The organism is Moheibacter lacus, assembly GCF_014042165.1.
Taxonomy (GTDB): domain Bacteria; phylum Bacteroidota; class Bacteroidia; order Flavobacteriales; family Weeksellaceae; genus Moheibacter; species Moheibacter lacus.
The window spans coordinates 1,670,989-1,694,292 of the sequence record NZ_JACDZE010000001.1 but is presented as its reverse complement, the minus strand read 5'-3'; the positions used below and the strand labels follow the sequence as shown (position 1 = coordinate 1,694,292).

Genomic DNA, 23,304 nt, shown 5'->3' with positions numbered 1-23,304 from the left:
CTTAAAGAAAATTTAATAAAAAAGCAGCCCAACTTTCTTGACTGCTTTTTTAAAATTAATATCTTTTAAAATCGATTAAAAGGTTTTTACTAAGGATAGTGTAAATCCTGTGTTTTCAGGCACAAAACGACAAACTCCTCCTACACAAATCAAACCTCCTCTTTGTCTTCCGTAGTTTACTGCAATACGTGTAGATTCTTTGGCGTAACTTCCACCGACCATATAATAATGGAACCTTCTGTCTTCATCATCATTTCCATAATTATAATTGTCGCCTATATAAAAGTTCCATCTTTGGTTCAAATTATACTCCACCAATGCTGCTGCCCAATTCTTACGATCGCGTTTGGTTTGAAGATGTTGTAATTCGAATCGAACTGAATTCTTCGAATTGAATTTGTACAAGAAATCTCCTACCACAACATTTGCCACAAGCGGACTATAGGTCACTCCTTCCATGACGCCTCGGTCATAATATTGGTGCATATAGGTGATGATGGATGAAAATTTATCGGTCCATTTCTTATTGATCTCAAAATTCACATCATGGAAAAACTTACGACCAAAATCAAAGAAATTGGTTTCATAAGTCATGTCATCATTAAAAGTTGCATTCAATCCGTTCCAATAAGAAGCATTGACTGCCAATTTGGTTCCATATTTCCCACCCAAAAAACTTCCTTTTGCGAAATTGTAGAAAATATCCACTTGACCGCCGATTTCTCCTACTTCTTCCAGTTCGAAGTTCAATTGAGGTTGCGCCTGATACACATAAATATTGGTCAACAAATAATCATGCTGACGCGTTAAAGCCGGCAAATAATTTACGATTCCTTCGTTGTAAATATTTTCTCCCGCTTCACTTAAATCACGCTGACCATACATGCCCATATTTTCTAAACGACGGAAAGTTGCATTTACACCAAATCCTTTGGTAGAATAACCCATATTGAGTAAAAAAGCATTTCCATCATAGTAATTCTCTGTTGGCATCCCACTGAACAAAGCGGCTTGTTCTCCTTTGATCACATATTCCGCATCTGCATACAAACCAAAATTCCCCGAATATCCCAAACGCATGGAATAATTGTTGACATTTTGTGGAAAATCCTCTACTCCTCCTGTATAATCTTCATGTTGTCCTACATAACTGAATCCTGCCGTTACAGAATTTTTATAATTTTCTTTGTCAAATAATCTGACCAAATTGGTTTCGACATCGATCCCGCCCACTGTTCCGGCAGTCGTTTCAAATCCCAATCGGTTTTTACCGATCAAACCTTTTACCGTCGTGAAATCATTCGGTGTATACGCAACTTTCACCCCACGGATGGAGTTGTTGATCCCGATCTGACGGTCTTCCCAACTACGCAAAATCAATCCACTACCGAATTGCTCATAAAAATTACCGGCGGTAATGTCCAATTGCTCTCCTTTATAATTCACATAATAGTTCGCAATTTTGTTGTCATTGAAACGGTCTGAATACCCCAAAAGTGCTGATGGTAAATAAGCCTCATACTGTAAACCCGCTGTAAATTTCCCATAATTATAATCCAATCGGATGTAATTGTTTGACCGGAAAGGATCATCTGGCTGTTCAAACCCTAAATCTTCATCGTATTGGTACCACTGAGAAGTGGATTCAATCCCTCCGGAAAAAGTACCTCCGGCCACATCGATCTGCCCATAAGAAAAATTTGACGCTAAAAACCCTAGCATCAATAATCCATAAATTTTTTTCATCTGTGTTAATTCTATCTTTTTGCTACTTTAATTTCTAATCAATTGATTTTGGTAGTGGATCAATTGGAGAATTCTTTGATTTTTTCAAACAATTCATCTTCCGCTCCCGGCTGATACCCAACATGTTTGTATACGATCATTCCATCTTTTACAATTACAGTATAAGGAGGTGTTGAAAAATTCAATTGTCGCTTCAATTCATTGTTAGTGTCCAATAAAATATCGAATTCCCAACCGCTTCCGTTTACTTTGGGTTGAACTCGACCTACGGTTTTGGAATCATCTACTGAAACGGCGTAAAATTTAAAATTGGTTTCGATGGACCAATCCTGAATTTTGTCATTGATCGCATTTAATTCCAATAGACAAGGCCCACACCAAGTCGCCCAAAAAGCCAAAACAACAGGTTGACCTTCTGTAGACAAGGCTTTCACATCCACCTTATTTCCTCTCAGATCCGGAACTGCCATATCAGGAAATGCTGCATCTTGCGCAAATGAAGTCAGGCCAAGACAGAGCATAAAAATAGCAGATAAAAACTTTTTTTTCATGATTTATTATTTGTGTGTTATTTGGGCTAAATTAGCAAAAATTATTTTCTAGTTATGAAAAAATTAAATAAACTAACACACATCTTTATTTTTTTAATGCTTTGTTTTGGACTGACCATCAGTTGTGGAACAGAAGAAGAACCGCACGCAAGTGCATTGACAGTAACTGTAAGTTCCACAAACGTTCAAGTCGGAACAGCGGTTACATTTACAGCTGCAACAACAGCTGATGGGGATTTAACTGCTGAATCTACTTTTTTTGTGAATGGCGAACAAATCGAAGGAAACACATTTACTCCTTCAACCGCCAATGAAGCCAATGAAGTTTATGCTACCTACAACGACATGACCAGTGCCGTTGCTAATTTCGCTTCATTTGACCTTGCCCCTGGTGAATATACCCAAAAAGTACTCGTCGAGGACTATACCGGAACCTGGTGTATTTATTGTCCACGGATGGCGCAAATCCTGGATTTCTTTACCGAATACAATGAACGCGTCATTCCGATTGCAATCCATTGTGACGGTGTAGGAATTGAAGATCCTTGGGTGTATGAACACTGGCAAGCCATGACCAATATCAACAATTACAATGCACCGGCACAACCCAGAGGAAAAATCAACCGTATCAATGAAGTAGATATGCATCAATTTGGAGAACCATGTCCTACAAATCCCGATACATTTAACGGACAGTTGGATTCCTATTTAAATCAAACCGCTCCACTTGGATTGGCAATTAATTCGACATTGAGTGGGAATAGTTTGAATATCCAGGTCAAAGTCGGTTTTGATACCGGAAACATTACGAATGCAAAATTGGTAGTGAATTTAATTGAAGAAGGATTGGTTCACAATCAAGCCAATGCCTATGCCGGAAGCAATATCCCGGATTGTATCTTTAACCAAGGGGCCTATAACGTAAATCCTATACCGAACTTCCCTCAAAAACATGTATTGTTAAAATCCTATACCGACATCTTTGGGGATGCGATTCCTGCATCTGAAGTGGCTGAAGGAAATATTTGGACCAGAGATTTGAATGTAACTTTACCTAATAATGTTACCAACACAAACAATCTCTACATTGTAGCTTTTGTTGTAGGAAACGGAGATGAGGTAAAAACGAGAGCCGCATTAAATGTTCAGCGTGCAAAAGTAGGTACCAATCAAGATTTTGATTAAAAAAATTAAATTTTATAACCCATTAAAAAGCCGTCAGTTAGACGGCTTTTTTCATGTTGTTGGGTGAAGCCAATTGTGCTTTGGCATCGAATTTGTTATTTCTCCACTCGAAATCTTAAAAAAGATCTTGAAAAACTAAAACAGAATTTATTTAGGAAATTCGATCAGACCTTTTTTAAAACTAAAATTAAAAAAATGAAAAAAATGTTTTTAATTGCCGCTGTAGCGGTTTTGGGAATGAACAGTGCTGATGCACAAGTGAAATTTGGTGTAAAAGCCGGACCTCAATTGACTAACATTGTCGGTGATGATTTTGAGGATTCAGAAATGAAATTTGGCTTCAACGTTGGTGGTTATGCAAACATTCGCTTTTCTGAAGCTTTTGCCTTCCAACCTGAGTTACTTTATTCAATGCAAGGAACTAAGTACTCTGGCTCGGAAACTGAAACTATTCTAGGAGAAGAAGTTACTTATGACTATGACAGTAAAGTAAACTTAAGTTACATTCAGATTCCATTGATGATGAAATGGTATGCTTATGATGGGCTAAATTTTGAATTTGGACCTCAGGTAGGTTTTAATGTTGCCGCAAAATATGATACCGAACAAACGATCACAACCAGTGAAGGTTCTATTACTGAACAACAAGATGGTGATATTGAAGATGCTGAAACAGTTGATTTCGGTTTGAATATCGGAGCTGGCTATGAGTTACCTATGGGATTGAATTTCGGAATCCGTTATGGACTAGGTTTAACTGATGTAGTTAAGGACGTTGATGGAAAAAACTCAGTATTCTCATTAGGAATCGGTTACACCTTCTAACAAAAAAAAAAAAAAACACAATCCAAATAAAATGCTCGGCTTATCACCGGGCATTTTTCTTTTCATCCTCTTTCCAATACCTATAAAACATGAAATAAATCATGTAAATTTACGTTCAATAGAAAAGGGTATTTTTGTTTTCAGACTTCAACATTAAGTTTTGGTTGACGATCGGAATGACCGTTATTTCCATCTATATTAAAGCTCAAGATCCTTACATCTTTAGCAATGATCCGTTTAGCGGAATCAGTGCCGTTGGGATTTCGCCTACACAAAGTTATCTCAATTCCAACCGCTACGATGTTCATCTTTTTTCGGAATCTGCTTTTATTCAAAACCGATATGGATATATTTCCAAATCGAGTTTAATCGGATTGACCAGTGCCGAAATCAAAGAATCGGACATCGAAAACAATATCACCGGAGAAAACACCAAACAAATTTGGGATTATTTCAACGATGAAACCACCGGATATCATTTCAGCAACGAAATCATGGGGCCATCAGCTTCCTTGAATTTCGAAATAGCCGAAAAAGGATTTTCAGTCGGTTTATTTTCCAAATTGCGGACACAAAGCTCCATCATCGAAGTGGATAATTATATGAAATACACCAACCAGGAAATAATAGAACCCGTTTTGTATACTTTAAATCCATTTGATGCCAATTTTATGAATTGGACGGAAGTTGGGCTTAACATCGCCACAGAAATTCTTCCCAATTCTTATTATGCGTGGATTGCCGGCCTAAATGTCAAATATTTAATGGGAAACGACGCTTTTTATGTCAAAAACCATGATGTGGCAAGCATGAGACGTGAAGACGAAGAAATCACACTGGAAGATGGAGATTTGGCCACGCAGAAAAATCTTTTTGTTTCGGATTTTGATGTAGAAGTAGGCTATGCCACCAGCTATAATTTTGAAAATGATGCGTACGAATACCAATCCATGGGGAAAGGAATCGGTTTTGATGTAGGTTTGGCATTTGTAGATTATGGTGATCACGATTCGGGTTATGATCTGAAAATCAGTGCCAATATTTTAGATGTGGGTGTAGTAAATTTTGACGGATTTGTCCATAGTTACATCGGTGAGAATTTTCAGTATACGAACAATCCCAATCTGGAAGATGTAGAATTTGAATCACCTGAACAATACGCCCAAATCATTTCCAACGAACTTTATGGCAACCCCAATCAATCCTTAGTTTCCAACGAATTTAAAATCGGACTTCCCACCAGCTTGCATTTTAATGCCAGCAAAAGAATGGGCGAAAATAATTATATCAATCTCGATGTGATGCAACGGTTTCCCATTTTTGAAAACAGTCTGAAACGAAGTAACATCGTGACCGCTTCCTATATCATGAGCCAACATAAATTCTCTTATGGCGCTTCTCTTTCTGCTTACGAATATGAAATTTTCCGCGTTGGCGCATTTTTACGCTATGGCCCGCTGATCATCGGAAGCGAAAATGCCTTGCCTTTTATCGTTCCACATGGGAAATTAAAAGGCGCGGATTTCTACATCGGTTTTAAAATCTACCCGATGCGCAATCGGGATATGGAACGCCGAAGCCGTGAAAAATGTTGGTGCGACTGATTTTTTAGTAGAGGAATGGTTGAGGGATTGTGTAAATCTAAATTTGTCTAATTACTATTCACTAATTACTAATTACTAATTACCAATTACTAAAAGCTACAAAATATGTTTCTCCGCATGATAAGAAGAACGCACGAGCGGTCCACTTTCCACATGTCTAAAACCTAAATCTTTTGCAAAAACTTCATAAGATTTGAATTGTTCCGGTGTGATGAATTCTTTTACGGGAAGGTGCTTTTTGGTTGGTTGAAGATATTGACCCAAAGTAATAATATCCACTCCGGCATTTCGCACATCTTGAATCGTTTCAAAAACCTCATCATCCTTTTCTCCCAAACCGAGCATAACGCCGGTTTTGGTACGCGGTTGACCTTGATCTTTTAAATAACGAAGCACGTCCAAACTTCTTTCATATTTGGCTTGAATGCGTACTTCACGCGTCAAACGTTTTACGGTTTCCATATTATGCGAAATCACTTCCGGCGCAGCTTCGAGAATTCGATCGAGCATTTTGGTATTGCCTTGAAAATCGGGAATCAAAGTTTCCATTGTGGTTCCGGGACTGATTCTGCGAACCGCACCAATGGTTTCCGCCCAAATGATCGAACCCATATCTTTTAAATCATCTCTGTCCACCGAAGTCAAAACCGCATGTTTGATTTGCATCAATTTGATGGAACGCGCTACTTTTTCCGGTTCTTCCCAATCGACTTGTTCCGGACGTCCGGTTTTCACACCACAAAATCCGCAAGAACGCGTACAAACATTCCCCAGAATCATAAAAGTTGCCGTTCCTTCACCCCAGCACTCGCCCATATTAGGACAACTTCCGCTTTGGCAAATCGTGTTGAGTTTGTATTTGTCGACCAAACCTCTGAGTTCACGGTGCTTTTTTCCCGTAGGCAATTTCACCCTGAGCCATTCCGGTTTTTGTACTCTTCCGTCTTCTTTGATGATTACTTCCAACTTAGTAAATTATAAATTTTAAATGATGAATTTTAAATTCAATTTAGAATGACTGCAAATTTACGAATTATATTTCTACCCAATTCGCCAAGAAACGCTGAAAAATCTTAATCAGCGATCTCATTTAAAATTTGACCATTTGCGTCGATCATGGCCATCAATAAATTCTCTGATTTGGTCCCACCGCCCATGGTTTTATAAGTTCCAATTATGGGAATTTTTGTACCATCTCGCAAAGTGTACTCCAGTTCAGCCTTCATGACCGCATTGGTAAATCCAAAATCCCATTTGACCGATTTTAAATCTGCAACAATCAGGTTGTCAGTAATTTTTGCGTCAATCGGATTATATATGTGTCGAAGATTCAATTGATTCTCTTTTCCCAAAACCATAACCGAATACATAAACACTTCCACATTATTAGGTTGCATCGTTTCGCCTAAATTTAATCCAGATTTTTCTACCAATATTGATCTGCTTTCTTCCGTTAAACAAAATACTATATTTTTCCCAACCAATTTAGATCTGTCAATTGCAGGTAATTTATTGGATCCGCAGGAAACTAAATATAAAATCGATGACAATAGAATGATATATTTCATTTTCAAATATTCAAATTAATGTTTGCTTCTCGAAATTCGAATTCTAATGATAAAAAACATTTCTCATCATTACGAGTTTAATCCAAGAATTAATCAATTTAGTTTAACTTTCTTAAAAGTTTCTTTTTTAATTTTTCAAAATTCATTTCATTTCTGAAGGAGTTAATTTCACCATAAACTTTCTCTTCTTCCTTGTTCAAATACAAGATATAAAGCCCACAACTTGAAATAGAAAAATCTTCAATTCTTTCATTTTTGTGCACATATCCTTTACTTCCATCACCTCCTGAAAAAAGTCCAACTATGTAAAATTCTCCTTCTTTAAAATAACTATCCAAATAAGGCCGACATAACATTCCATTGTCCCCCCAAATTGTGATTTTCTTTTCAGATAGTTTACCTTTATAAAGTTCAATAATTTCAACTTCCATAGACATTGGAGTGCTTTGATCATAAATTTCATTATAAGTTAAAAATTGTTTCACTTTAATTAGTGCAACCACTTTTGCATTTGAAATCGTTCTTAAAAAACTTTTGTTTGAGCCACAAGTACATCCAAAAGTTAAATTAAAACTAAATATCAATAAAATTGAACTTATAAATATTTTTTTTGTCATACTACTCATACACTCAATAACTCAATCATTCACTCAACGACTCAATTACTCCACCACTCAAAAACTCCATCACTTCAACCCTTTCTGCCATTCCCAAGCTGTTCGCATGGATTCGTCGAGCGAAGTTTCCGGCTTCCAACCCAATTCTTTTTCCGCCAATGTATTGTCCGCAAAGGCTTCGATGATGTCGCCTGCTCTTCTGTCCACCAATTTGTAATTCAATTCTAAACCGTTGATTTTCTCAAAAGCTTTCACCACTTCCAAAACCGTAGAACCGATTCCCGTACCGAGATTGAACACTTCCATTAACGATTTGTTTTTCTTTTCGATCAATCTTGTCAATGCCCGAACATGTGCATCTGCCAAATCGCAAACGTAGATGTAGTCACGGATTGCGGTTCCGTCACGCGTCGGATAATCATTTCCGAAAACGGATAAATATTCACGGATTCCTGCCGCAGTCTGCGTTACAAACGGAACCAAATTATTCGGAACGCCTTTGGGCAATTCTCCAATCAATGCACTTGGATGCGCTCCGACCGGATTGAAATAACGCAGTGAAATTACGTTTTTCTCAAAAGCCGCCACAAAATCCTCCAGAATCTCTTCGCCCATTTGCTTGGTTTTGGCATAAGGCGATTCTGCTTTTTTGATGGGAGCATTTTCATCAATCGGCATTTGATCGGCTTGGCCATAAACCGTACAGGAAGAACTGAAGATGAAATGATCCTGTCCGTTTTCTTTCATAGCTTCTAGCACATTCAAAAGCCCCAACGTATTATTTTTATGGTACATCAGCGGTTTTTGAACGCTCTCTCCTACTGCTTTATGTGCTGCGAAATGTATGACACCATCGATTGAATTTAGTCTAAAGAATTCGTTTACCAATTCTTCATTTTTCAAATCAATCTGATGGAATTCCGGTTTGATTCCGGTGATTTCGGCAATTCGATCCAATACAAAAAGTTCAGAATTCGACAAATCATCGATGATGATCACTTCATATCCGGCTTCTTGTAAAGCAACTGCCGTATGTGATCCTATGTATCCGAGTCCGCCTGTGACGAGTATTTTTTGTTTGTTGTTCAAAGTGTAAAGTTTGAGGTTGAAAACCTTATTTTCAAAGGTTTATTACATTTATTTCACAACGACTTTTTTCGTCGTAGAATTTTTTTCTGTATTTACTTTCAATAAATAAATTCCGGAATTGTATATTCCTACATTTAATTTCACTTCGTTAGAATTATAAACTCCGATTTCAATTAATTTTCCGGTTAAATCGTAAATCTGGATTTGCTTGATTTTGGATTGATCATTTGAAACTACGTTGATTTCAGATGAAGTTGGGTTGGGATAAATCAAAACATTTTGATTATTATTTGCTAATCCTTCGTTGATTTCTTCTGTGCTTAGAACGAAGTCTGGATTTGAAACATAGAGTTCATTGCCGTGTTTTTTAGTCTTAATTGTTAAAAACAATAAATTTTCATTTGCATATACACCATCAATACCCTCATTCTGCCCTAATTCACTATAATTAAAATCAACCAGAACACTATTAATTTGTTGACCATTTGTAACTTTAAGTTCATAGGCGTAATATTCTTCAGAATCTAAAAATACTAGATTGTTATTATAACAAGTTGTTTTATCAATATTTACAATATTTTGGCTTAATTGAATAGTTCCATTTGAAGTACCGTTTGATACCCATAAATTTCCTCCTTGCCCAGTATAACCAGCAGTAAAATAAATTTGATTCCCACATTTCTTTGTTTTCAAAATATTATAAAAAGATAAATTTTCATTAATCTCATGAGTCCCTTCTATTGTTCCATCAGAAATAAAAAGATTCTCAGAACCTTGTGGTTTATTTGCATCAAATATCAACTTACCATTCAATTCAACAAATTCTTCTAAAACCGAATGTCCTGACCATTCACCTAATTTCGCTGTAGTTTCATTAGTGCCTTGAGTAACATATAAACTATTGTCTCCATAAGAAGAATTACTTTCATCTTTGGTGAAAAACAATTTATCACCTACTGCAATAATATTATGAGGTCCATTATCATAAAGACCTGAGCTTTCCCATTGAATTACTACCTCTGTACCACCTTCAGTTCCATCTGTTTTCCAAATACCAACAATTGGGTCAGGAAATGATGAATCTACCAAGCTACCCGAAAAATATAAAAACCCATTCCATATTTCAAAATCTATTATTGTGGAGGATGTATAATTTCCACTAAAATCCGCAACCATGTATGTACCTTCTTCAGTCCCATCAGACCTCCATAATTCTTCACCGTGAACTCCATCATTTGCAAGAAAATATAGGATTTCATTATAGTTGACATAAAGTTCTCTAGTTACACTACCACCACTGCCAACATTTATATCTTTCACTAATCCTGTACCTTCAGGTGTACCATCTGTTTTATAAAGTTCCATATTGACATACTGACCAATATAGCCTTTAAAAAACATATTATTACCTACTTTAAAAAGTATAGCCGCATCATTATTATCTACCCTAAAAGGTGGATTATCAACAATTGATTTTGTTCCTTCTTGAGTTCCGTCTGAAATCATCGGAACTTCATAATAAGTGTAGTTTTGTCCAAAAAACAAAACTTTATCACCAAGACTAGCAAAATTGCGAGGAGAAGAACTCTGAATTAAATTTACATCATACACTTTCAAATCTTCATTATTTAGTTTTGATTCCCAAAGCTCTAACCCATAAAATTCATCAGAATTTTTGACGAAAAAAACTTTATCAAGAAATGGTTGAAACTGAGAAACCCCACCATCATTTTGCATATTGACAAATATTTGAGAGCTAACACCGTCCGTTTGCATTACTCTTCGGCTATTAAAAAAATATAATTTATTGTTGACTTTTTTAAATCCTTTGTAATACTCATCCTCTCCCGCATCTAAATCCAGAAACTGAACCGTTCCTTGTTCCGTCCCATCCGTCACCCATAGTTTCCAAGACCCTCCTTGACTACCAGTAAAATAAACTTTACCATTATAACCTTCTATAGATGTATTAAGCCAACCTGGATTTGGAATGCCATCTCCATAAGAACCATTATTTGGATTTATTTCCTTTATTTTAAAAGTCCCCGATTCAGTTCCATCACTTCTCCATAACTCATAACCTGAATCTGGTGTAAATGCCCTAAATGCAATATATCCATCCCCAACAGCTCCATATAATCTGTTGTATGTGTATTCAGAGCTATTATATCCTGGAAAAATATCCTTAACCATTTGGGTCCCTTCTTCTGTACCATCACTTTTCCAAAGTTCATAACCATAACTTTGTGTATAACCATAAAAATAAAAGTGGTTGTTCAATATTAAAAAGTCATTTCCCGGTTTAACACCATCAGCATAAGTTTCTCCACCAATATCTTTTAACATCATGGTTCCGGGTTCAGTCCCATCACTTTTCCAAATTTCTCTCCTATGAGTACCGTCACCATCTATAGCTGTAAAAAATAATGTATTGTTGAAAACAAAGAAATCTTCAATACTACTTCCATTTGATCCCAAATAAATGTCTTTTAACATGGATGTTCCTCCTACCGTACCATCTGTTTCCCACAACTCTAACCCATGGCTTCCATCATTATAACTAAAATAAATTTTAGAGTTAAACTCAACCATTAATGAAAAACACGGATATTCAGAATCAGTATTACTTAATAATAATGTTGTACTTTCTTCTGTACCGTCACTCTTCCAAAGTTTTTTCCCATTTGCCGTAGTAAAGTATATAAAATCTTCTGTAATAAGAAATTTACAATTATCATTAAATGAATCATTATAACCACTTGTTAAATCCATAATCAATACTGGAACATCATTTTCAATTTTCCACAACTCTCTACCGTGAATACTATCGTCTGCAGTGAAATATACTTGATTTTGGAAAACAAAAATGTTCTTTGGCACAGATTCCTGGAGATAATTAATCTCCAACAATTCAGCTTCGACTTCATTCTGCGCAAATCCATGATTTATAAAGAATATGAAAATAATGATATAAAATTTCTTCATGTGTTTTTAGTTTAATAGATAAGTTTTTTTATAATGAACTGTTGATTTAAAAATTATTAACCTTTATATCCACTAAAAAATTCCCAAACCGATTGTTTGATAAATTCCAACTGCTCCTGATCCAACTCCGTATGCATCGGCAAAGAAATAACTTCTTCGATTAATTTGTTGGTATTTGGGAAATCGGAATCCTTGTAATTTCCAGTATCGTAGGCTTTTTGTTTGCGCAAAGGAACCGGATAATAAATCATCGCCGGAATGCCTTTAGACTCCAAAAATTCTTTCAATTCGTCCCGTTTTCCATTAGTTATTCGAAGTGTATATTGATGATACACATGGGTTGTATCGTCAGCTTTAATCGGCGTTAAAATTTCAGGAACTTCATAAAAAGCTTCATTGTAAAAATCAGCCGCTTTTCTTCTGGCTTTGTTGTAAGCATCCAGATGCGGTAATTTCACACGCAAAATCGCAGCTTGCATACTGTCCAATCTTGAATTCACCCCGATTTCATCGTGGTAATATCTTTGGTACATTCCATGATTGACGATTCCTCTCATTTTATGCGCCAGCGCATCATCATTGGTAAAAATTGCGCCTCCATCGCCATAACATCCCAAATTTTTGGAAGGAAAAAACGAAGTCGTTCCGATCGTTCCGATTGTTCCGGCTTTTTGACCTTTAAAATCTGCACCGATGGCTTGTGCCGTATCTTCTATCACAAACAAATTATGTTCTTTGGCGATTTTGTTGATTTCGTCCATATTGGCGACTTGACCAAAAAGATGAACCGGAATGATGGCTTTGGTCCGAGGTGTAATCGCTTTTTTGATGGCTTCAGTATCGATTAAAAAAGTATCATAATCCACATCAACCAAAACCGATTTCAACCCTAACAAATGAATGACCTCAACGGTCGCCGCAAACGTAAAATCGGCTGTGATCACTTCATCACCCGGTTTCAAATCCAACGCCATCAAGGCAATTTGCAAAGCATCTGTTCCATTTCCGCAAGGAATGACGTGTTTCACATTTAAATAAGATTCCAATTCGGTCTGAAAATTTTTCACTTCCGGACCATTGATAAAAGCAGAAGAATCTACCACTCCTTGTATCGCATCGTCTATATCGTTTTTGATTTTCTGGTATTGACTACCCAAATCAACCATTTGTAATTTGCGCATTTTTAAAAATATTTAGCACAAATGTACAAAACGGAATTTGTATCTTCGTCAACCTAATGAATATCATCTACAACACCTTTATCAGTTTGTATGGAACGGGGATTTCGGTCGCTGCTTCCTTTAATCCAAAAGCCAAACTTTGGAAATCCGGAAGAAAAAATTGGAAAAACAAATTGAAAAATGCCATTTCGACAAATGACAAAGTGATTTGGATGCATTGTTCTTCTTTGGGCGAATTTGAACAAGGTCGACCTGTAATGGAAAAAATCAGAAATGAATTTCCTAACCATAAATTGGCAGTGAGTTTTTTTTCACCTTCTGGCTACGAAATCAGAAAAGATTATAAAGGCGCAGATTATATTTTTTATCTCCCACTTGACACCAAAAAAAACGCAAAAAATCTGATTAAATTTTTACATCCTGAAATTTTGATTTTGGTGAAATATGAATATTGGTACAATTTATTGAACCGATTGGAAAAAAGGAAAATTCCGGTGATCGTGATTTCTGCGGTGATCAAAGAGGACAATTTGTTTTTCAGACCGCTCGGGAATTGGTTCAGACAAAGAATTGCTTCAATCCACCATTTCTTTGTTCAGGATTTGGATTCAAAAAATTTATTGGCTTCCATCGGGATTGAAAATGCAACTGTTTCGGGCGATACGAGATTTGATCGTGTAAAAGAGATTCTGGCGTCTGAACCCAAATTAGAATTCGTAGAAAAATTCAAATCCGATAAAAAATTGATCGTGGCCGGAAGTACTTGGTCTGATGATGAATCCATTTTGGTGAACTTTATCAATTCGAAATTACCAGAGAACTGGAAAGTTATTTTTGCTCCACATAATATCCATGAAAAAGAAATCAAATCGCTGGCGGAAAAAATAGAAAAACCGGTTGCGATTTATACGAAATCCAATGCGTCTGAAATCGAAAAAGCCCAGGTTTTGATCGTCGACACCATCGGGATGTTGACCAAAATTTATGCTTATTCGGATATTTCTTATGTCGGTGGCGGATTTACCAAAACCGGCGTACACAACACTTTGGAACCTGTTGTTTTTGGTGTTCCGGTGATATTTGGGCCGAATTATGAGAAATATTTTGAAGCGATTGATTTACTTGAAAATCAGGGTGCAATTCGGTTTGTGGATCAATTTGATTTTGATGAAAAAATGGAGAATTTAATTGAGGACAATATGGAACGAATTCGGCGAGGTGATGCGGCACAAAAGTACATCCAACAAAAACCGAATTCTACAGCTTTGATCATGAATTATTTGAATAATTTAATTTCAAATCCTTAAATTTAGAATTCAAAATTGACTTTGTCGAATCTTCGATTTCATCATTCCTAATTTTTCAAAACGTGCTTCAACCCAACGAATTTAAAATCTACAATGCTTCTGCCGGCGCAGGAAAAACCTATACTTTGGTGAAAGAATACCTTTCTATTCTTTTGTCCAACATCAATCCCTTTGCATACGAATCCATTCTTGCCATAACCTTTACCAATAAAGCCGCCAACGAAATGAAAGAGCGGATTTTACAGCAATTGGTGAAATTTTCTCAACCTGATTTTGCGGAAAATAGTGATTTAAAAAACCTAAGCAAAGAACTGGAAATCAGTCCGAAAGAAATGCATCTTCGATCCAAAAATGTATTGGTGAAAATCCTGCATAATTATTCGCGATTTTCCGTCAGCACCATTGATAAATTCAATTTGAGACTGATGAAAGCATTTGCACAGGATTTGGGACTTTCGTCCAATTTCAATGTGGAAATGGAACAAGAAAAACTCTTTGAAGAATCTGTCCATCAATTGTTTGCAAAAATCGGCGAAGATGAGTTGTTGACTTCCGTTTTGATCGATATCGCTTTGGACAATTTGAATGACAATAAAACTTGGGACATTTCGCGTGATTTGGTCAAAACCGCCAGTGCTTTGTATAACGACACGCATTTGACACAACTTGCCAAATTGCAAAAATACAATTTGGAAGAATTCAATGAATTTCGAAAAACTGTTTTCTCCCAAACTGCTCAAAAAAAGAATGCCTTGAAAAACAACGCATCGGAATTTATTCAACTCATTACAGAAAATGGCGTTTCAATTGGAGATTTTGCCAGTGGAGCCAGTGGAATTGGCGGATATTTCAAAAAATTTTTAAACGAAGATTTTGCTTATCCAACCCAAACCCACTTAAAAAATATTGAAAATACGGATCCGAAAAAATTCACTTCAGGAAAAGCCGATCCTTCATTAAATTTAATTATTGAAAACATCTTTCCACGTATTCAACAATTGTTTTATGATGCTGTAAAAATTCAAAAAGATCTACCGCTCTGGGAAGGAATTCAGAAAACGATCGTTTCCATGAGCATCATCAATGAAGTAGAAAAATCCATCGATTTGCTCAAAGAAGACCAAAACGTTTTGTTGATCTCCGAATTCAACAAACGCATCAGTTCCGGTCTTCAAAAACAACCTTCCGGCTTTATTTATGAACGCATCGGGAATCGTTTTCACCATTATTTCATCGACGAATTTCAAGATACTTCTACGCTACAATGGCAAAATCTTCTGCCCTTGATCGAAAATGCTCGAGCGGGCTCTGATACTGTGATGCTTGTCGGCGATGCCAAACAATCCATTTACCGTTGGCGAGGTGGAAATCCGGAACAAATGATGAATCTGGTGGAAAATCACCAAAAATTAGACATCAAAGTCGAGAACTTACCGAAAAATTGGCGAAGCCATGAAAACATCATCGCTTTCAACAATTCTTTCTACCAAAACATCGCAAATGACCTAAAAATTGAAGCTTATCAAAAACTTTATTTCGAAGGAAATAACCAAGAGAAAAATGATAAAAAAGGCGGATATGTTCAGCTCAATTTTATTTCGAAAAAAGATAAAACTATTGAAGATTATAATTATCACGATGCGGTTTTAGTGCAATTATTGGAAAACATCCAATCGGTTAAGAGTCAAGGATTTCAACTTAATGAAATCACCATTTTGCATAGTACGAAAAAACTTGGAAAATTAATAGCCGAATTTTTAACTAAGAATGAAATTCCTTTGATTTCATCCGAATCCTTATTATTAAAGAATGCTGATGAAATAGAAGTTTTGGAATTGTTTTTTAAAACCATTTCCAACGAAGAAGACAAAATCTCAAAAACGCTTTTCCTCTTAAAATTCAACCAATTAAAAAATCAAATTTTTCCGGAAATCACCCAATCAATTCAATCTGTTTTAGATGAAAATCAAACTGCTTTGAAAGTTCTTTTGGACCAATTTGGGTTTGATATTTCCTTTGCTTTTGAGCCTTCAGTTTCGATGTATGATTTCGTAGAAAAATCTATCCAATATTTAGAATTAAATGGAAAAGCCGATGCTTATTTGCAGTATTTTTTGGATTACGTATTGGAATATTCCATGTCAAACGAATACAATTTTCAAAGATTTTTGGAGCATTGGGAATCAAAAAAAGACGACCTCAGCATCTCACCTCCGGATGGAATTGATGCGGTTCAATTGATGACCATCCACAAATCAAAAGGACTAGAATTTCCGGTTGTGATGCTGCCTTTTGCAGATTGGGGCGATAGAAAAAATTATCCAAACTTTTGGATTCCGATTGATGATCCAGAACTTCCGTTTGACGAATTTTTGGTAAAATCCTATGGAAAACTGGATCAGGTGAACGATGAGATTTCTGCTAAAATCACGGAAGAACATCAAGAATTCCTGTTGGACAATCTCAATATGTTGTATGTTGCGACAACGCGTGCGGTTGAACAATTGTATATTTTGACCGAAAGAAAAGAATCCAAAGATGAGGACAAATTGAAAACCGGCGTTTCGCAATATTTCAATTCCCAATTCCCGACTGGAGAAGAAATTGCGGTCATCGGCGAAAAAGTTAGAAATTCAGAACCTGAAAATGAAAAAACAATTGCTGAAAATCTAGATTTCACTTCAGAAAATTGGGAAAACCGCATCGAAATCAGCCGTGAATCCTCCAAACGATGGAAAAAGAAAAAAGAAATCGTTTATGGCGAATTGATCCATGAAATGATGAAAGAAATTCATTCAGAAAAAGACCTTGACAAAGTTTTGAAAAAAGCTTTGATCTCAGGAGAAATCAAAGAAAGTGAAAGAGATGAATTAAAGAATAAAATGATTTCGATCGTTCAACATCCTGAATTAAAAGCCCATTTCGATGAAAACTTAAAATCATTAAATGAAAGAGATTTCCTCGATGAAAACGGCGAGATTTTCAGACCGGACCGATTGGTTTTGGATGGAAATAGCTGTATGATTATTGATTATAAAACCGGCGGAGAGTCAGTCAAACACATTGCTCAGATCAATTATTATGCAGAGAATTTAGCAAAATCAGGTTATCAGATTGAACAAAAATTTTTGGTGTACATCGGAGATGAAATTGAAGTAAAAGAAGTGAATTAAATGCAGGAAAATTTAAAACTCATCATCCAAACTCTACCCAATTCGCCCGGTGTTTATCAGTATTTTGATAAAAACGGGAAAATTCTCTACATCGGTAAAGCCAAAAGTTTGAAAAAAAGGATTTCCTCCTATTTTAATAAAACTCTCGAATCGGGTAAAACCCGCATTCTCGTCAGCAAAATTGCAGACATCAAAACCATCAATGTCGAAACGGAATTTGACGCGCTTCTACTCGAAAACAATTTGATTAAGAAATATTTACCGCGTTACAATGTGATGTTACGCGATGATAAAACCTATCCTTGGATTTGCATCAAAAACGAACCTTTTCCCCGCATTTTCAAAACCCGAAAACTCATCAAAGACGGTTCGGAATATTTCGGCCCCTATGCTTCTGTGTTGATTCTAAATGCTTTGCTCGATTTAATTAAAGAAATTTATCCGCTGCGAACTTGTACCTATGATTTGAGTCAAAAAAACATTGAAGCCGGAAAATTTAAGGTTTGTTTGGAATACCATATCGGGAATTGTTTAGGGCCATGCGAAGGATTTCAAACGGAAGAAAATTATCAGAAAAACATCGATTCCATCCGCCAAATCATTAAAGGAAATTACAATGAAGCGATTCGTTTCATGCAGGATTTGATGAAGGAATATGCAGAAAAATTAGATTTTGAAACGGCACAATCTATCAAAGAAAAAATCGAATTGGTCAAAAACCATCAAGCCAAATCTACGATCGTCAGTCCTACGATCGGAAATGTCGATGTTTTCAGCATTATTTCTGACGAAACTTCCGGTTTTGTCAATTTTTTACGGGTGAACAATGGCGCGATCATCCAGTCGCATACTTTGGAATTGAAAAAGAAATTGGAAGAAAGTGATGAAGAATTGCTCGAAGAAGCAATTGTGGAAATTTTGGAAAGGTTTGGTCGCCATTCTCGAGAAATTTTCTTGCCCTTTGAATTGGATTTGGAAATTCCAAATGTCAAAATTTCCGTTCCTCAAATCGGCGATAAAAAGCGTTTGATCGAACTCTCTGAACGCAATGCGAAATATTACCGTCTCGAACAACTCAAACAAATGAAAATCGTCGATCCGGATCGTCATACGAACCGCATCATGGCGCAAATGAAAAAGGATCTGCGGATGCCGGTGGAACCGCGCCACATCGAAGGTTTTGACAACTCCAACATCCAGGGAACCAATCCGGTTTCGGCATGTGTGGTGTTCAAAGACGGAAAACCGAGCAAAAAGGATTATCGGATTTTCAACGTAAAAACGGTGGTCGGACCGGATGATTTTGCGACGATGGAAGAAGTGATTTACAGGCGTTACAAAAGGGTTTTGGAAGAGGATGGCGATTTGCCGCAATTGATTTTGATAGATGGTGGAAAAGGACAATTGGGCGCGGCTTTGAAGAGCATCGATAAATTGGGATTAAGAGGAAAAATCACGGTCATCGGCATCGCAAAACGATTGGAAGAAATCTTTTTTCCAGGCGATTCCATTCCACTTTATTTGGACAAAGCATCTGAAACTTTGAAAGTTCTGCAACATGTCCGCAACGAATCGCATCGATTCGGGATTACGAAACACCGGAATTTACGCAGTAAAAATTCTTTCAATTCAGAGCTCGAAGGCATTCCGGGAATCGGAAAAAAAACGATTCAGGAATTATTGTCCAAATTCAAATCTGTAAAACGCATCAAATCTGCTACAAAAGAAGAACTCGCAGAAATTGTCGGAAATGCGAGAGCGGAAAAGATTTTGAAGTTTTTTCAAAATAATTCTTAAATTTTTAGAATAATTAAATCTCTACAAATTATGTTTTCATCTATTCATTTAAATTCTGATCTCACAAAACAATATAAGTCAGAAGATTCGGATATTTTAAATAATCTAAGCCGAATAAATATTTTTATTGGGCCAAACAATTCTGGGAAAAGTAGATTTTTAAGAGATTTATTTATCTTTAAGGATTTGGAATTTAAATCAAATGACGATAAACTTAATAAATTAAATAATTCTCTCCTCAAATTTAACAATTTAATAGATGAATATGGAGTCGAAAGAATTAATAATCTAGATTTATCAAAAATTAATTTTACCTATGATTTTCTTTCTAATCAAACAATTGAAAAATTAAAAGACTTATCAAAGAATTTAAATATCCCAAATCTTCATAAAGGTGGAATTTACTCTAAACAAAACAGCAGACTATACATTACCCATCAACATGAAAATTATTTTAGAAATTCTTTTAAATCTATTTGTGATGAGATTATTGAGAACATTTATACAATAATTCAAAGTAAAAACAATTATTTAAATATATATATCCCTATATTAAGAGGACTTCGAGGAGTAAATTATCTTGAAAATAAACTGACAAACACAGACAGTTATAAAATAAGAACCATAAAAGATTACTTTGAGGTAAATGAAAATTTAATAAGAAACGAAAAAGCTGAAAAACATATTTACACTGGTTTGTCATTTTATGAAGACGTAAAAAATCTTCTACTCAACAGTCGAGAAAACCGATCGATTATTAAAGATTTCGAAGAATTCCTAAGCAAAACGTTCTTCAACAATAAAGAAGTTACTATTATTCCACACATTGAAGATAATGCTGTTCACATAAACATAGACAAGGACGAATACCCTATCTATAAATTAGGTGAAGGAATTCAATCAATTATTATTTTAACTTATCCTCTCTTTTTAAATAAAGGAAAACATTTAAAAATTTTTATAGAAGAACCCGATATTTATTTACATCCAGGTTATCAAAGAATATTAATCGAGACTTTATTACACACAGAAGGTTTCGAAAATTTCCAATATTTCTTTTCTACACATTCAAATCATTTCTTGGATATGACTTTGGATTACAAAAATATTTCGGTTTATAGATTTGAAAAGTTAAAGGAAAAGAAATTTAAGATTGATAACATTGATAATCCTGACTTAACTTTATTAGAACATTTAGGTGTTAAAAACTCATCTGTTTTCTTGACTAATTGTACAATTTGGATTGAAGGAATTACAGAACGAATTTATTTTAGAAAATATTTAGAGTTATATCAAGAATCATTACCAGAAAATCAAAAAAGATTTTTTGAAGATGTACATTATTCTTTCGTTGAATATAGTGGAAATAATATTACGCATTGGTCATTTTTAGATAATGAAGAAAATCCAATCGATATTGAACGACTTTGTGGAAAAGCATTCGTAATTACGGATAATGATGATGCAAAAAAAGATTCAAAGAAATTTTTGAGAATTCAAACTTTGAAAAAAAACTTAGGTGAAAATTATTATTGTTTAAATGGTCGAGAAATTGAAAACTTACTTACTAAAGAAATTATTTTAAATACTGTAAAAGAATTAGATAGTCAAACAGATAAAGAACAAGTTTTATACAAAAAAAATTCTACGTTTTCCGATAAAACTCAAATTGGAAGATTCGTTCAAAATAGAATTGATGGAATAAAAAATAAATATGAAGCTAAAAGTGGAACATTACGAAATAAAGTAAAATTTGCTCAAACTGCAATTAATCAAATGAATAAATTTGATGATTTGACAAAAGAAGCTAAAGAACTAACAAAAAAACTTTATAAATTTATTTCAAAATACAATTAATCTTTTCAATCAATTCCCTTTCGGCTGAATTATATACATTTTTATTTGTGGGAAAGGAATTTCGATTCCGACTCGGTCAAATTCTTTTTTTCACAGGTTCTTGCATATTAAATTTAATTTGTCAATAATATTTGCTAATACAAAATGAACGCCACGCTTGGGCAGAAAAGATTTTGAAGTTTTTCACTTAATCTATTATATTTAGCCATTAAAACTAAAAACATGAAAACCCTCATTTTTTCTTTTCTCATTCTTTTTACTACAATTTTATGGTCTCAAGACAATTATGTTCTTCCCAATCTCGATCAAATTGAAAAAGAAACCCAAAATAAAAACTCGGAATTCTACTTTTCTAAACTAATGGATCGATTTGAAAAAGGAGATTCTACCATGACCCTATTGGAAAAACATCATTTGTATTATGGATACACTTTTCAGGAAGCATATTCACCTTACAATAGATTAACAGATGTGATCGGTAAAATAAATGAACTCCACAGCAAAGAGTCTTTAAATCAAGTTGATTTGAAAAATTTGATTGATTTTTCCAACACGATTTTGAAAGATTTTCCATTTGATTTAAGTGCATTGGAGTATAAAGTTTATGCTTATGAAGAATTAGACGACCAAAAAAATTTAGCCAAGACCATAACGCAAGCCAACATCATTCTTGATGCCGTTTTCAGTACTGGAAATGGACGTGAACCCTCATCTGCTTTTCATGTGATCGATGTGCGAAACGAATATTCCATCCTCAATATTTTGGGATTTAATTTCGGCGGAAATCAAGCTTTGATAGAAGAATCCGGACATTTTTACGACAAACTTACATTGGCTGAAAACCAATATGAAATACCGGAACTCTATTTTGATATTTGTTCTTCATACAACTCATTGGCCTTCTGATCAATTTCCTTTCGGCTGAATCATATGCACATCCATTTGTGGGAATGGAATTTCGATTCCAGCTCGGTCAAATTCTTTTTTCACGTGTTCTTGCATGAAAAATTTGGTTTCCCAATAATGTTCACTTTTGCAAAAAGGACGTGATGCGAGATTCACAGAACTATCGCCCCATTCTGCTACCACAACCATTTGTTTGGGGTCATCCAGCACCCATTCGCATCTTTTCCCAACGGCAAGTATGATGCTTCTCGCTTCATCGATATCCGCGCCATAAGCAATCCCAAAGGTCAATTCCACGCCTGCCACTTCCTGTCCGGTGATATTGGTTATCGTATTGCCCGTCACATTGCTGTTGGCGATGATGATGCGTTTGTTATCGAGTGTTTTTAAAGTGGTATTAAAAGTATTGATTGCTTCAACTGTTCCTGTCTGACCATCACCGATTTTCACCAAATCTCCAACTTTAAAAGGTTTGAAAAACATGATCAAAACTCCACTGGCAAAATGCCCGATGCTTCCATTTAACGCCATCCCGATTCCGACCATCAAAGCACCGGTGATCGCGACAAAAGAAGTCGTATTTATCCCGATCATACTGGCAACGGAAAGAATCAACATCAATTTCAAGAAAACAGAAATGATAGAACTGAAAAATTTTTGTAGCGAAATATCCACATGGCTTTTCTGAAGGACTTTACTGACGAATTTTACGATGCGGCCAATCACCCAAAATCCGACAAAAAGAACGATGACCGCCAAAAGCAGTTTGGGTGTATATTCGATGATTAATTCTTTGATTTTTTCAAGTGTAGCAGGATCTAAAATATTTTCGTCCATGATTTAAAATTTGGTTAGACTGCAATTTAATAAAAATCAAAAAGACAGCGGGTTTAACGCCAAAGAATTTCATTCC

General features: G+C 35.4%; 17 protein-coding genes. 8 read left to right on the top strand and 9 right to left on the bottom strand.

The annotated features are described in order from the left end of the window. Nucleotides 1-75 precede the first annotated feature (75 nt). Entirely contained in the window at nt 76-1,746 is a 1,671-nt protein-coding gene (locus tag HU137_RS07830) for a DUF6029 family protein (protein WP_220457185.1), read from the bottom strand. Between the two features lie 59 nt (nt 1,747-1,805). Then, the gene (locus tag HU137_RS07825; protein ID WP_182043220.1) at nt 1,806-2,297 is read right to left on the bottom strand and encodes a TlpA family protein disulfide reductase; all 492 of its coding nucleotides are present in this window, start codon (nt 2,295-2,297) and stop codon (nt 1,806-1,808) included. Between the two features lie 54 nt (nt 2,298-2,351). On the opposite strand from HU137_RS07825, the gene HU137_RS07820 reads away from it, so the two are divergent. From HU137_RS07820 to HU137_RS07810, 3 genes are all read left to right on the top strand, one after another. Next, the gene (locus HU137_RS07820; RefSeq protein WP_182043219.1) at nt 2,352-3,482 is read left to right on the top strand and encodes an Omp28-related outer membrane protein; all 1,131 of its coding nucleotides are present in this window, start codon (nt 2,352-2,354) and stop codon (nt 3,480-3,482) included. Nucleotides 3,483-3,677: 195 nt separating this feature from the next. Beyond that, entirely contained in the window at nt 3,678-4,307 is a 630-nt protein-coding gene (locus HU137_RS07815; RefSeq protein WP_182043218.1) for a porin family protein, read from the top strand. Between the two features lie 134 nt (nt 4,308-4,441). Further along, on the top strand, nt 4,442-5,911 hold the full coding sequence (locus HU137_RS07810; protein WP_182043217.1) for a hypothetical protein: 1,470 nt from the start codon (nt 4,442-4,444) through the stop codon (nt 5,909-5,911). 96 nt (nt 5,912-6,007) lie between these two features. Here the strand turns inward: HU137_RS07810 and lipA are convergent, their stop codons facing one another. From lipA to HU137_RS07780, 6 genes are all read right to left on the bottom strand, one after another. Further along, nucleotides 6,008-6,877, bottom strand: a complete 870-nt coding sequence (gene lipA / locus HU137_RS07805) for a lipoyl synthase (protein WP_182043216.1) — start codon at nt 6,875-6,877, stop codon at nt 6,008-6,010. A gap of 107 nt (nt 6,878-6,984) precedes the next feature. Next, entirely contained in the window at nt 6,985-7,479 is a 495-nt protein-coding gene (locus tag HU137_RS07800) for a hypothetical protein (protein WP_182043215.1), read from the bottom strand. 98 nt (nt 7,480-7,577) lie between these two features. After that, the gene (locus tag HU137_RS07795) at nt 7,578-8,096 is read right to left on the bottom strand and encodes a hypothetical protein (RefSeq protein WP_182043214.1); all 519 of its coding nucleotides are present in this window, start codon (nt 8,094-8,096) and stop codon (nt 7,578-7,580) included. Between the two features lie 69 nt (nt 8,097-8,165). Further along, nucleotides 8,166-9,185: a UDP-glucose 4-epimerase GalE gene (gene galE, locus HU137_RS07790; protein ID WP_182043213.1), complete on the bottom strand. Its 1,020-nt coding sequence runs from the start codon at nt 9,183-9,185 to the stop codon at nt 8,166-8,168. A 48-nt stretch (nt 9,186-9,233) separates the two neighbouring features. Continuing rightward, a complete protein-coding gene (locus tag HU137_RS07785) occupies nt 9,234-12,170 on the bottom strand; it encodes a T9SS type A sorting domain-containing protein (protein WP_182043212.1) in 2,937 nt (978 codons plus the stop codon). Nucleotides 12,171-12,226: 56 nt separating this feature from the next. Continuing rightward, entirely contained in the window at nt 12,227-13,351 is a 1,125-nt protein-coding gene (locus tag HU137_RS07780) for a DegT/DnrJ/EryC1/StrS family aminotransferase (RefSeq protein ID WP_182043211.1), read from the bottom strand. A gap of 56 nt (nt 13,352-13,407) precedes the next feature. Here HU137_RS07780 and HU137_RS07775 point away from each other — a divergent pair, with 56 nt between their 5' ends. The 5 genes from HU137_RS07775 to HU137_RS07755 all read left to right on the top strand — a co-directional run bounded on the left by HU137_RS07775 (nt 13,408) and on the right by HU137_RS07755 (nt 22,391). Then, on the top strand, nt 13,408-14,658 hold the full coding sequence (locus HU137_RS07775) for a 3-deoxy-D-manno-octulosonic acid transferase (protein WP_182043210.1): 1,251 nt from the start codon (nt 13,408-13,410) through the stop codon (nt 14,656-14,658). A 62-nt stretch (nt 14,659-14,720) separates the two neighbouring features. Continuing rightward, complete coding sequence (locus HU137_RS13095; protein WP_182043209.1) at nt 14,721-17,831, top strand: UvrD-helicase domain-containing protein; 3,111 nt, start codon at nt 14,721-14,723, stop codon at nt 17,829-17,831. Further along, nucleotides 17,832-19,628 carry an excinuclease ABC subunit UvrC gene (gene uvrC, locus HU137_RS07765; RefSeq protein ID WP_182043208.1) on the top strand — a complete coding sequence of 599 codons (1,797 nt, stop codon included), beginning with the start codon at nt 17,832-17,834 and terminating at the stop codon, nt 19,626-19,628. A 30-nt stretch (nt 19,629-19,658) separates the two neighbouring features. Beyond that, complete coding sequence (locus HU137_RS07760) at nt 19,659-21,485, top strand: AAA family ATPase (protein WP_182043207.1); 1,827 nt, start codon at nt 19,659-19,661, stop codon at nt 21,483-21,485. A gap of 222 nt (nt 21,486-21,707) precedes the next feature. Continuing rightward, nucleotides 21,708-22,391 (top strand): DUF4919 domain-containing protein, encoded by a 684-nt coding sequence (locus tag HU137_RS07755; protein ID WP_182043206.1) that lies wholly within the window; start codon nt 21,708-21,710, stop codon nt 22,389-22,391. Here the strand turns inward: HU137_RS07755 and HU137_RS07750 are convergent, their stop codons facing one another. Beyond that, complete coding sequence (locus HU137_RS07750) at nt 22,392-23,228, bottom strand: mechanosensitive ion channel family protein (RefSeq protein WP_182043205.1); 837 nt, start codon at nt 23,226-23,228, stop codon at nt 22,392-22,394. Nucleotides 23,229-23,304 lie beyond the last annotated feature (76 nt).